Genomic DNA, 11,865 nt, shown 5'->3' on the forward strand with positions numbered 1-11,865 from the left:
AGAGGGCGTCGCGACCGACGGGTCGCGGCGCCCCTTCTTCATCTTGTCAGCGGATGGGCAGCGGGGTGCCGGGATCGGGCAGTGGCGCGATGGCGTCGATCGCCTGCATGAGGTCGGCCGACAGCGGCGCGGCCGCGACCGCCGCCGCGATCTGGTCGAGATGTTCCTGCCGCGCCGACTTGGGGATGGGCGCGGCGAGCCCCAGCGTGAGGTGCCACGCTACCGCCAGCTGGGCGAGCGTCAGGCCCGCTTCTTCGGCGACCTCGTCGAGGCCCTCCATCTCGCGCATCGGCCCGATCTCGAGCGGCGAATAGGCGATGGCGGCGATGCCGCGCTCGGCCATGAAGGGAAACAGGCCCGCCTCCGCCGCCCGGTGCGGGATGTTGTGCATCACCTGGTTGGCCGCGACCATGTCAAGGAGCTGGCGGTCGGCGAGGTCAGAGAGCGCGTCCTCGTCGAAATTGCTGACCCCGAAGGCGCGGATCCTGCCCTCGTCCAGCAGCCGCCGCGCGCCCTCGAGCGTCTCCTCGAACGGCACGTCACCCGGCCAGTGAAGAAGGTAGAGGTCGAGCTGCTCGATGCCGAGCCGGTCGAGCGAGGCCGCGCAACTTGCCAGCATTGCATCCGGATCGGCATTCCACGGATAGAATTTGGACACGAGGAAGAGCTTGTCGCGGTCGGTATCGGCGATGGCTTCGCCAAGCACTTCCTCGGCCCCGCCATCGGCATACATTTCGGCCGTATCGAAATGGGTGAAGCCGAGGTCGATCGCATGGCGCAGCGCGGCGACCTCCTCGCGGCGCTTCGAGCCGTCCTCACCCATGTGCCAGGTGCCGATTCCGACAGCGGGGATTTCCACGTCGGCGGCATCGGGGCGGAAGGGGTCGAGATCGAACATGGCCCCCCAACGCGCCGCCTGCGCGTGATGTTGCCTAAAGCGCCTCGACGATGGTCGCGTTGGCGATGCCACCGCCTTCGCACATGGTCTGGAGGCCGAAGCGCTGGCCGTTCTGGCGAAGCGCATGGATCATCGTCGTCATCAGCTTGGTGCCCGAAGCGCCGAGCGGGTGGCCGAGTGCGATCGCCCCGCCGCGCGGGTTGAGCTTGTTCCTGTCCGCGCCCGTCTCTTCCAGCCATGACAGCGGTACCGGCGCGAAGGCCTCGTTGACCTCATAATGGTCGATATCGGCGTGGGCACGCCCGGCGCGCTCCAGCACTTTTGCCGTGGCGGGCGCGGGCTCCATCAGCATGACGACCGGATCGCCTGCGGTGACCGCCAGCGCATCGATGCGCGCGAGCGGGGTGAGGCCATGCGCCTTCAGCGCCGCCGCCGACACCACCAGCACGCCCGAGGCGCCGTCGCAGATCTGGCTCGCATTTCCCGCCGTGATCACGCCGCCGGGCGTGATCGGATCGAGCCCCGCCAGCCCCTTCATCGAGGCATTGGCGCGAATGCCCTCGTCATGGGCGTGGCGGATGGCATTGCCCTCCTTGTCGAGACCGTCGAGGACGAGGATTTCGTCCGCGAAGGACCCCGCCTCGGTCGCTGCCGCGGCGCGGCGGTGGCTCTCCAGCGCGAAACCGTCGAGCTCCTCGCGGCCCATGCCGTAGCGCTCGGCGATCATCTGGGCGCCGATGAACTGCGAGAAGGTCGGCACGCCGAAGCGGTCCTTGATCGACTTCGGGAAGGGGTCGGCGGGAAGGCCCGCCTTCGCGACCGCCATGATCGGGGTCCCCATAGGCACCCGCGTCATGCTCTCGACCCCGCCCGCGATGACCATATCCTGCGTCCCGCTCATCACCGCCTGCGCGGCAAAATGCAGCGCCTGCTGCGAGGAGCCGCACTGGCGGTCGATGGTCACGGCCGGCACCGACTGCGGCAGCGAGGAGGCGAGCACGCAATTGCGTGCGACATGGAAGGCCTGTTCGCCCGCCTGGCTGACGCAGCCCATGATGACGTCGTCGACCGCTGCCGGATCGACCCCGCTGTCGGCGACCAGCGCATCGAGGATCGCCGCGCCCAGGTCGGCGGGGTGCCAGTCGCGCAGCGCGCCCTTGCGTTTGGCCCCCGCGGTGCGCCGTGCGGCGACGATATAGGCCTCGGCCATTCGATCCTTCTCCCTCGTCATTCGTTGATCACCTGATGGACAAGCGCGCTGCGATTGTCGATGCCGCGCCCGCTATGCTAGGCGCCCCAGCGAAACGGTATTCCCATGGAGAGGGACAAGGAAAATGGCTGACCTGTTCGACAACCCCGCCGGCCTCGACGGCTTCGAATTCGTTGAATTCGCCGCGCCCGAAAAGGGCATGCTCGAGCCGGTGTTCGAGGCGATGGGCTTCACCCATGTCGCCAACCACCGCTCCAAGGACGTGCAGCTGTGGCGCCAGGGTGGCATCAACCTCATCACCAATTACGAGCCCGACACCCACGCCGCCTATTTCGCCGCCGAACACGGCCCCGGCGCCTGCGGCATGGCGTTCCGCGTGCGTGACATCGAGACCGCCTGGGACCATGTCATGGAGCAGGGCGCCCAGCCGATGCCGACCGAGACCGGCCCGATGGAACTGGCCATCCCCGCGATCCGCGGCATCGGCGGCAGCTACCTTTATCTCGTCGACCGCTATCGCGATGAAAATGGCGAAGGCCTCGACATCTACGACATCGATTTCGACTATATCGACGGCGTTGAGAAATGGCCCGAAGGCGCCGGCTTCAAGGTGATCGACCACCTCACCCACAATGTCTACGGCGGCCGCATGGCCTATTGGGCCGACTATTACGAGAAGCTCTTCAACTTCCAGGAAATCCGCTACTTCGACATCAAGGGCGAATATACCGGCCTCACCTCCAAGGCGCTGACCGCGCCCGACGGCAAGATCCGCATCCCGCTCAACGAGGAAGGCGAGGGCGGCAAGGGCCAGATCGAGGAATATCTGCGCCAGTTCAACGGCGAGGGCATCCAGCATATCGCGCTCATCTGCGGCGACCTCTACAAGGCGTGGGACAAATTGCAGGCGCTCGGCGTGCCCTTCATGACCGCCCCGCCCGAAACCTATTACGAGATGCTCGACGAGCGCCTGCCAGGCCATGGCGAACCGGTCGGCGAATTGAAGGCGCGCGGCATCCTGATGGACGGCACGACGGAAGGCGGCAGCCCGCGCCTCCTCCTCCAGATCTTCGCCGAGGCGAAGATCGGCCCCGTCTTTTTCGAGTTCATCCAGCGCAAGGGTGACGAAGGCTTTGGCGAGGGCAACTTCAAGGCGCTGTTCGAGAGCATGGAGCGCGACCAGATCCGCCGCGGTGTGCTCAAGACCGAAGACGCCTGAAGACGGCCTAGCCCAACACCACCGGCACGAGCAGCAGCGCGATCGCGCTGATCACGGCCACGCTCAACAGGTTGAGGAGGACGCCCGCGCGGATCATCTGCGCGGTCGTCACCTTTCCGCTCGAGAAGACGATTGCATTGGGCGCGGTCGCCACCGGCAGCATGAAGGCGCAGCTCGCCGCCAGCGTCACCGGCACGATCAGGAGCAGCGGGTCATGCCCCGTCTGCGTCGCGATCGCCGCCATCACCGGCAGGAAGGTCGCGGTGGTGGCGAGGTTCGAGGTGAATTCGGTCAGGCTGATCACCAGCGCGCAGGCCGCCACGACGAGCAGCGCGATATGCCAGCCCGCCAGCGGCGCGAGCTGGCCGCCGATCCATTCCGACAGCCCGCTCTCGGTCATCGCGCCCGCCAGCGCGAGCCCGCCGCCGAACAGCACGAGCACGCCCCACGGCATGCGCTTCATTTCTTCCCAGTCCATCAGCGCACCGGGCCGCGAGCCGGCGGGGATGAGGAAGGCAAAGAGCGCCGCGGTCATGGCGATGGTCGTGTCGGTGATGGCGGTGATGCCGGTGAGGCTGGCGAAGGGCGCGCGCAGCACCCAGGCTAGCACCAGCCCGAGAAACAGCATCCCGACCCGCTTCTCCGCCGTGGCGGCCGGTCCGAGATCGTCATGCAGGCGCTCGATCTCGGTATGGGCTTCGGACGCCGAGCGGAAATCGACCCGGAAGGCGAGCCGCGTCAGCACCCACCATGCCAGCGGCAGGAGCAGGAGCGTCACCGGCAGCCCGACGAGCATCCACTGCGCAAAGGGAATGGCGAGCCCGTAACTCTCGTCGAGGAAGCCCGCCATCAGCGCATTGGGCGGCGTGCCGACCAGCGTGGCGACCCCGCCGATGGTCGCGCCATAAGCCACACCGAGCAGGAGCGCGGTCTCGAACTGGACGCGCTTGTCCTCGTCCAGATCGGGCAGGCAGCCGCGCATCGCCACCGTGATCGACAAAGCGATCGGTACCAGCATCAGCGTGGTCGAGGTGTTGGAAATCCACATCGACAGGAGCGCGGCCGCCAGCATGAAGCCCGCGACCAGCGCGCGCCCGTCACTGCCGATCCGCCGCACCATCTTCAAGGCGATGCGCTGGTGCAGCCCGCAGCGCTCGATCGCGAGCGCCACGACAAAGCCGCCGAAGAACAAGTAGATGACCGGATGCGCATAGCGCGCCGCCGTGGCGTTCATGTCCATCGCGCCGATCAGCGGGAAGAGGATGAGCGGCAGGAAGGCGGTGGCCGCGGGCGGGATCGCCTCGGTCATCCACCAGCTCCCCATCAGCACCGCTGCTGCCGCCGTCAGCCGCGCTTCCTCGCTCAGCCCCGGCGGATCGAAGAAGAGCGCGATCAGGAGCGCCGCGACGAGCCCCCCGAAACGGCCGATGATCTGCGTACGGCTGGGCGCGATGCCGCGCCGTATCTGGCTGTCCCCCGTCATGGGCGCGACGGTGGGAAAGCGAAGGCCCGCTGTCAAACCGCAACTTTGCGGGTTAGGCTAAGGCATGACCGACATGCCGCCCTTCCATCTCGCCTTTCCCGTCGACGACCTTGCCGCCGCGCGCACCTTCTATGGCGGCCTTCTCGGCTGCCCAGAGGGGCGATCGAGCGGTGAGTGGATCGACTTCGACCTGTTCGGCCACCAGATCGTCGCCCATCTCGACCCGAAGCATGCGGGTCTGGCGCGGACCAATGCGGTCGATGGTGATGCGGTGCCGGTCTTCCATTTCGGCGTGGTGCTCGACTTCGCCGCCTTCGACGCGCTCGCCGCGCGCCTGCGCGCGGGCGGTGCCGACTTCATCATCGAACCGCGCACGCGTTTTGCCGGCCAGCCGGGCGAGCAGCGCACGATGTTCGTGCGCGACCCCGCCGGCAATGCGCTCGAATTCAAGGCCTTCGCCAGCCGCGACCGCATCTTCGCCACCGATTAAGTCTCATCCGATCAATGACTTCATGTTCCATCGAAATCTTCGATGGATGTGACCAATGTTGTTGATTGGACGGAACGTTCGCGGGGGCGCACCCTTTGGCACGACAGGAAAGTGAGTCGAACCAGCCAAGGGGAGAAGTACCGATGGACGCCAAGACCGGAACGACGGGGGGCGGCTGCCCCTTCCATGGTGATGGGGGCGTGCGTTCGCTCCTCGGCCGCCAGAACAAGGACTGGTGGCCCGACCAGCTCGACCTCGAGATCCTCACCACGGGGGCCAAGAGCGTCAATCCGCTGGGCGAGGACTTCGACTATCAGAAGGCGTTTCTCGAGCTCGACTATCAGGGCCTGAAGAACGACCTCAAGGCGCTGATGACCGACAGCCAGGAATGGTGGCCGGCCGATTACGGTCACTACGGGCCCTTCTTCATCCGCATGGCGTGGCACGCGGCGGGCACCTATCGCACCGGTGACGGTCGCGGCGGCGCCTCCTCGGGCCAGCAGCGTTTTGCCCCGCTCAACTCTTGGCCGGACAATGGTAACCTCGACAAGGCGCGCCGCCTGCTTTGGCCGATCAAGCAGAAATATGGCAACAAGATCAGCTGGGCCGACCTGTTCGTGCTCACCGGCAATGTCGCCATTGAGAGCATGGGCGGCCCCGTCTTCGGCTTCGGCGGCGGGCGCGCGGACGTGTTCGAACCCGAGATGGTCTATTGGGGCTCGGAAGAGAAATGGGTCGATGAAGGCGTCGAGACGCGCATCATCCCCGACGAGGGCAAGGCGCTCGAAAACCCGCTCGCGGCGATCCAGATGGGCCTCATCTACGTCAATCCCGAGGGCCCCGGTGGCAATCCCAACGACTGGGAAGGCATGGCGCGCGACATGAAGGAAACTTTTGCGCGCATGGCCATGAATGACGAGGAGACGGTGGCGCTGACGGCTGGCGGCCACGCTTTCGGCAAGGCGCATGGCGCCAAGCCGATCGACACCTTTTCAGGTGCGCCCGAGGGCGAGCATCTCCACCGCATGGGCTTCGGCTGGCTCACCGACCCCGAAGAGATCGGCAAGGGCCATATCACGACCTCGGGCATCGAGGGGGCGTGGACGCCCAACCCGACGCAGTGGGGCGGCGACTATTTCCGCCTCCTCTTCAAATATGACTATGAGCTCGTCCAGTCGCCCGCCGGTGCCAACCAGTGGCAGCCGGTCGACCCCGACCCCGAGGACATGGCGCCCGACGCGCGCGACCCCTCGAAGAAGGTGCCGACGATGATGACGACGGCAGACATGGCGCTGAAACGCGACCCCGACTATCGCAAGATCTCGGAGCGCTTCCGCGACGACCAGGCGGCATTGGACGATGCCTTCGCCCGCGCCTGGTTCAAGCTGACCCACCGCGACATGGGGCCCAAGGTCCGCTACCTCGGCCCCGACGTGCCAGATGAAGACCTCATCTGGCAGGACCCGACGCCCGCCGGCTCGACCCCGTCCGACAGCGACGTCTCGGCCTTCAAGTCGAAGATTCTCGACGCCGGCCATTCGGTCAGCGAGCTCGTCAAGGCGGCCTGGGCCTCGGCCTCCACCTATCGCAAGTCGGATCATCGCGGCGGTGCCAACGGTGCCCGCGTCCGGCTCGAGCCGCAAAAGGACTGGGCGGTCAACGATCCCGAGGAACTGTCGAAGGTGCTGGCCACCATCGATAGTCATCGCGGCAGCCTGTCGATGGCCGATGCCATCGTGCTTGCGGGTGCCGCGGCGATCGAGAAGGCAGCCAGGGATGGCGGCTTCGACGTCAGCGTCGAGGTCACCACCGGCCGCGGCGATGCCAGCCAGGAGCAGACCGACGCCGAGAGCTTCGAGCCCTTGGAGCCCTTCGCCGATGGCTTCCGCAACTATCTTCGCACCAAGGCGCAGGTGAAAACCGAGGACATGCTGATCGACCGGGCAGAAAACCTCGACCTGTCGGTGCCCGAGATGACCGCGCTTCTCGGCGGCATGCGCGCGCTCGGCGCGGTCAGCAACCATGCCGATCATGGCAGCAGGATCGGCGTCCTCACCGACCGTCCCGGCAAGCTGTCGAACGACTATTTCGTCAACCTCCTCGAGATGGGGACGGTCTGGGAAGTGGTCGATGAAAGCGGCGACGAGGAATTCGTCGGCAAGTGCCGCAAGTCGGGCGAGGAAAAGTGGCGCGCGACCCGCACCGACCTCGTCTTCGGGTCGAATTCGCAGCTCCGCGCCGTGGCCGAAGTCTATGCCGAGAGCGGCAATGAAGAGAAGTTCGCGCGCGACTTCGTGGCGGCCTGGACCAAGGTCATGGACGCCGACCGCTTCGATCTTCGCTACAAGAAGTATCACGGCTGATGCCGTGCCCCGCGCGGGGCATCGCTCACCCAGACGGTAGCGCCCCCGACCCCGGCGGTCGGGGGCGCTATCGTATCGGGGCCTCAGGCCGTGCCGGTGGCGGCCATGACCAGCGTCAGGGTCGTGCCGCAGGCGACGACGAGCGCAAACAGGCGTTGGATCTGCATCGCATCCTCCATCTCAAGTCGCGTCCCTGCATCCGCGATCGCGCCCAAATGTGGCAGTCCCGCGTCATAATTGGCTGGCTTCGATGAAGGGGCGGGCAGCATCGACCGGCGGCACTGTGGCCGATAAGCCGCTTGCCAGTGACATGTTGGTCGTTATCGTCGGCGCCCGAACGGAAACATCATCGCGCTCGGGGAGGGCGTCTTCATGGCTGCAACACAAGAGGTCTCGCTGATCGATCGCGTGACCAACATTTCCGACTTTATCTGGGGCGGCGCGTGGAATGGCGAACAGGTCATCCCGCTGCCGCCGATGGTGCTCGTGCTGTTCGGCATCGGGCTCTACATCATGATCGGCCTCAAATTCTATCCGATCCGCCAGCTCGGCAGTGCCTTCAAGGGCCTGTTCGCGGGCCGCAAGAGCGCGGGCGATGGTGAAATCTCGCCTTTCGCGGCGCTCTCGACCGCTTTGTCGGGGCAGGTCGGCACGGGTAACCTTGCCGGTGTCGCCACCGCCATCACGCTGGGTGGCCCGGGCGCCATCTTCTGGATGTGGATCACCGCGATCATCGGCATGGCGCTCGCCTTCGCCGAAGGCAGCCTCGCCATCCGCTATCGCGAAAAGGCCGCCATCGGCGTCTATCGCGGCGGCCCGATGACCTACATCATGATGGGCCTGGGCAAGAAGTGGACGTGGCTCGCCATCCTCTTCTGCATCGGCACGCTGTTCTCGGCGGTGGTCACCGGCAACTCGATCCAGGCCAACTCGATCGCCGACAGCTTCGGCGAACTGTTCGGCTTCCAGGAATGGCTGTCGGGCCTCATCGTCGCCATCGCGGTGTTCCTCGTCATCATCGGCGGCATCAAGTCGATCGGTTCGGTGGCGGAGAAGATCGTGCCGGTGATGGCAGTCGCCTACATCCTGCTCGCGATCCTCGCGCTCATCCTCAACATCGAGGACCTGCCGGCGACCTTCGGGCTGATCTTCCACGGTGCCTTCAACCCGCAGGCCGCATCGGGCGGTTTCCTCGGCGCGATGATCATCATCGCGATCCGGGCGGGTGCGGCGCGCGGCCTCTTCTCGAACGAGGCCGGGCAGGGTTCGACCCCGATCGCCCACGCCGTGGCGCAGACCAACGATCCCGAGCAGCAGGGCCGCATGGCCATGCTCGGCACCTTCATCGACACGATCGTCATCTGCACCATGACCGCGCTGGTGATCCTCACCGTGCGCGGCGACTTCACCTATGAGGGTGAAGCGGTGGCGCATGCATGGCAGTCGGGGCTCAACGGCTTCGAGATGACGTCGGCGGCCTATGGCGCGGCCTTCCCGCTGCCGGTGCTCGGGATCCCGATCGGGACCTTCATCGTCAGCCTCGCGCTAATCCTGTTCGTCTTCACCACGCTCCTCACCTGGAGCTACTATGGCGAACGTGCGATCACCTTCATCTACGACCGCGTCCCCGGCGCGAGCGTGAAAGGCGAGAAGGCGCTGCACCTCGTCTGGCGCCTCCTGTGGTGCGTCGTCATCTACGTCGGGGCGAGCCAGGATCTCGAACTGGTCTGGCGCATGGGCGATATCTCCAACGCGACGATGGCGCTGCCCAACCTGCTCGCGCTGGCGCTGCTCTCGGGCGTGGTCTTCAAGCTCGCCAAGGGCGAGCGTGACGCAGGACCCACGCATGAGCTGAAGAAGGTGAAGAAGGTCGGCGAGGAGGACGGCGCTGCCGTTCACACCCCGCCACCGGGTGTCGGCCACTAGGGCCGGCGCATCACCGCCTGAAACGTGAAAGGCCGGGGTTCATCGCCCCGGCCTTTTCCTTGTCTCGCCCCTTAGCTGTTGTAAGCGCGCTCGCCATGTTCGGCGAGGTCGAGCCCCAGGCGCTCGTCCTCTTCCTCGACGCGCAGCGGCATGACCGCGCGAATGGCGAAGAGGATGAGGGCGCTGCCCACGCCCGACCAGCCGACGGCGATGAGGACGCTGAGCAGCTGCACCCACAGCTGGGGCAGGAAATCATAGCCGCCCTGCCCGCCGAGTGCGGGAAGGCCCGCGAAGACGAGACCGACCGACCCGACAAGCCCGCCGAGACCATGGATGCCGAAAACATCGAGGCTGTCGTCGAGCTTGAGCTTGTGCTTGGCGACCGCGACGAAGCCGTAGCAGGCCAGCGCCGAGACCGACCCGAGCAGCAGCGCGCCGAGCGGGCCCGAGATGCCTGCGGCGGGCGTGATGGCAACGAGCCCCGCGACCGCGCCCGAGGCACCGCCGAGCAGGCTCGCCTTGCCAGAGCGCAGGCGCTCCGCCGCCATCCAGGCGAGGACGCCTGCGGCGGGGGCGATGAAGGTGTTCATCATGGCAAGCGCGGCAAGGCCGCCCGCGCCGAGCGCCGAGCCCGCGTTGAAGCCGAACCAGCCGACCCACAGGAGGCCGGTGCCGACGAGCACGAGCGCGAGGCTGTGCGGGGGCATCGCGTCCTTGAGGAAACCGCGGCGCTTGCCGACGAAGGCGACGGCGACCAGCCCCGCGATACCGGCGTTGATATGCACCACCGTGCCGCCCGCGAAGTCGATCGCGTCCATGCCGAGGATGATGCCGCCCTCGGCCCAGACCATGTGCGCGATGGGGGCATAGACGAAGGTCAGGAACAGCGCGGCAAAGGCCAGGATGGCGGAAAAGCGCATCCGCTCGACCACCGCGCCGACGATGAGCGCGGCGGTGATGGCGGCAAAGGTCATCTGGAAGGCGGCAAAAAGCAGGGTCGGGATCGATCCGCTCGTATCCTCGGGTCCCAGCCCGACGAGACCGGCGAGCTCGAGGTTGCCGACCAGCGCGCCCTCGCCCGAGAAGGCGAGGCTGTAGCCCCACAGCACCCAGAGGATCATGACCAGCGCGGCGACCCCCATCACCTGGCTCATCACCGACAGGAGGTTCTTGGCGCGCACGAGCCCGCCATAGAATAGTGCGAGCCCTGGCAGGATCATGAGCATGACCAGGAGGGTCGCGGTCAGGAGCCAGGCGGTATCGCCGCTATCGATCATTTGAGTGTCCCCGCTCGATTTGTTGCACCTGCGAACGGTAACCGGCGGGGGTGGGGAGACAATTAAAATGGCGGCTGGAGTGAACTTTTCACCAGCAAGAACAGCGGGCTAGCGTGACTCGAAGCCTGCCAGCGCCTCGGCCATCCAGCGCCCCGCGACGAGGCTCGACAGGTCGGTGCCATCGAGCGGCGGGTCCCATTCGACCAGGTCGACGATCCTGACGCGCGGTTCGGCGGCGAGCCTGCGCACGGCGGCGAAGAAGTCGCGCGCCTGCATGCCGCCGGGGCGCGCGCCGGGAGCGCCCGGGAATTGCGCGCGGTCGATCACGTCGATGTCGCAGTCGACGACGATCGCCTCGACATGGTCGAGATGTGCGATCGCGGCACTGATCGCGGCCATCACGCCCATCGCTTCGGCCTCGGCGAGCGTGATCACGCGGTTGCCCGCTGCCCGCGCATCGTCATGCATGACCTTCGAATTGGCGAAGGGCAGGAGCCCGACTTGCGCCACATTGGCGCCGGGCAGCCCGTCTTCGAGCAGCGCGCGCACGGGGTTGCCGTTGAGCAGCCCGTCCTCGGTGCCGCGCATGTCGAAATGGGCATCGAGCGTGATGAGCCCGACTTTCCCGAGCGGCAGCCCGAGCGCATGGACGCAAGGGCGCGTCACCGCATTGTTGCCGCCGATGACGAGGCTCAGGGCGTGCGCATCGACGCTGCTGGCGATGGCGTCGACCATCGCGCCGGTCACCGCCTCGATCGTCTCGCCCTCCAGCGCCACGTCGCCATGATCGGCGACGCGCGATGAAAGTTCGCGGCCCGTGTCTACGTCATAGCGCCCGATCCGGCGCAGCACCTTGCGTAAGCCGGCGGGTGCCTCGTCGCAGTTTCCCGGCGTTACCGAGCCGATACCGAGGGGAACACCGACGAGACCGACCGGTGCGTCGGCGGGTGCGGGGGTGACGAGGTCGGTAAGATTGGGCCAGCTCATGGCTTGACGAAT

Annotated in this window: 9 protein-coding genes; 4 read left to right on the top strand and 5 right to left on the bottom strand. The window is 66.6% G+C overall.

The window, feature by feature from the left end:
• Nucleotides 1–46 precede the first annotated feature (46 nt).
• On the bottom strand, nt 47–898 hold the full coding sequence (locus NUW81_RS08490) for an aldo/keto reductase (protein WP_245112374.1): 852 nt from the start codon (nt 896–898) through the stop codon (nt 47–49).
• A 34-nt stretch (nt 899–932) separates the two neighbouring features.
• Nucleotides 933–2,108, bottom strand: coding sequence for an acetyl-CoA C-acetyltransferase (locus tag NUW81_RS08495; RefSeq protein ID WP_245113751.1), 1,176 nt, complete (start codon nt 2,106–2,108; stop codon nt 933–935).
• 124 nt (nt 2,109–2,232) lie between these two features.
• On the opposite strand from NUW81_RS08495, the gene hppD reads away from it, so the two are divergent.
• The gene (gene hppD, locus NUW81_RS08500; protein WP_245112376.1) at nt 2,233–3,327 is read left to right on the top strand and encodes a 4-hydroxyphenylpyruvate dioxygenase; all 1,095 of its coding nucleotides are present in this window, start codon (nt 2,233–2,235) and stop codon (nt 3,325–3,327) included.
• A gap of 7 nt (nt 3,328–3,334) precedes the next feature.
• Here hppD and NUW81_RS08505 read toward each other — a convergent pair whose 3' ends face one another.
• Entirely contained in the window at nt 3,335–4,810 is a 1,476-nt protein-coding gene (locus NUW81_RS08505) for an SLC13 family permease (RefSeq protein WP_245112378.1), read from the bottom strand.
• Nucleotides 4,811–4,874: 64 nt separating this feature from the next.
• On the opposite strand from NUW81_RS08505, the gene NUW81_RS08510 reads away from it, so the two are divergent.
• The 3 genes from NUW81_RS08510 (at nt 4,875) to NUW81_RS08520 (ending at nt 9,589) form a co-directional block, all read left to right on the top strand.
• On the top strand, nt 4,875–5,300 hold the full coding sequence (locus NUW81_RS08510; protein ID WP_245112380.1) for a VOC family protein: 426 nt from the start codon (nt 4,875–4,877) through the stop codon (nt 5,298–5,300).
• A 143-nt stretch (nt 5,301–5,443) separates the two neighbouring features.
• Entirely contained in the window at nt 5,444–7,663 is a 2,220-nt protein-coding gene (gene katG / locus NUW81_RS08515) for a catalase/peroxidase HPI (protein WP_245112383.1), read from the top strand.
• 372 nt (nt 7,664–8,035) lie between these two features.
• Nucleotides 8,036–9,589: an alanine/glycine:cation symporter family protein gene (locus tag NUW81_RS08520; protein WP_245112386.1), complete on the top strand. Its 1,554-nt coding sequence runs from the start codon at nt 8,036–8,038 to the stop codon at nt 9,587–9,589.
• Between the two features lie 71 nt (nt 9,590–9,660).
• Here NUW81_RS08520 and NUW81_RS08525 read toward each other — a convergent pair whose 3' ends face one another.
• On the bottom strand, nt 9,661–10,866 hold the full coding sequence (locus tag NUW81_RS08525) for an ammonium transporter (protein WP_245112390.1): 1,206 nt from the start codon (nt 10,864–10,866) through the stop codon (nt 9,661–9,663).
• 108 nt (nt 10,867–10,974) lie between these two features.
• Entirely contained in the window at nt 10,975–11,853 is an 879-nt protein-coding gene (locus NUW81_RS08530; RefSeq protein ID WP_245112392.1) for an arginase family protein, read from the bottom strand.
• Nucleotides 11,854–11,865 lie beyond the last annotated feature (12 nt).

Origin of the sequence: Sphingomicrobium aestuariivivum (assembly GCF_024721585.1) — a bacterium.
In the GTDB taxonomy this organism is placed as follows: domain Bacteria; phylum Pseudomonadota; class Alphaproteobacteria; order Sphingomonadales; family Sphingomonadaceae; genus Sphingomicrobium; species Sphingomicrobium aestuariivivum.

Excerpts from the sequence above, each read along its gene's own strand:
- NUW81_RS08495 (WP_245113751.1), bottom strand. The coding sequence starts at position 2,108 with ATGGCCGAGGCCTATATCGTCGCCGCACGGCGCACCGCGGGGGCCAAA.
- NUW81_RS08490 (WP_245112374.1), bottom strand. The coding sequence starts at position 898 with ATGTTCGATCTCGACCCCTTCCGCCCCGATGCCGCCGACGTGGAAATC.
- NUW81_RS08505 (WP_245112378.1), bottom strand. The coding sequence starts at position 4,810 with ATGACGGGGGACAGCCAGATACGGCGCGGCATCGCGCCCAGCCGTACG.
- NUW81_RS08520 (WP_245112386.1), top strand. The coding sequence starts at position 8,036 with ATGGCTGCAACACAAGAGGTCTCGCTGATCGATCGCGTGACCAACATT.
- NUW81_RS08525 (WP_245112390.1), bottom strand. The coding sequence starts at position 10,866 with ATGATCGATAGCGGCGATACCGCCTGGCTCCTGACCGCGACCCTCCTG.
- katG (WP_245112383.1), top strand. The coding sequence starts at position 5,444 with ATGGACGCCAAGACCGGAACGACGGGGGGCGGCTGCCCCTTCCATGGT.
- NUW81_RS08510 (WP_245112380.1), top strand. The coding sequence starts at position 4,875 with ATGACCGACATGCCGCCCTTCCATCTCGCCTTTCCCGTCGACGACCTT.
- hppD (WP_245112376.1), top strand. The coding sequence starts at position 2,233 with ATGGCTGACCTGTTCGACAACCCCGCCGGCCTCGACGGCTTCGAATTC.
- NUW81_RS08530 (WP_245112392.1), bottom strand. The coding sequence starts at position 11,853 with ATGAGCTGGCCCAATCTTACCGACCTCGTCACCCCCGCACCCGCCGAC.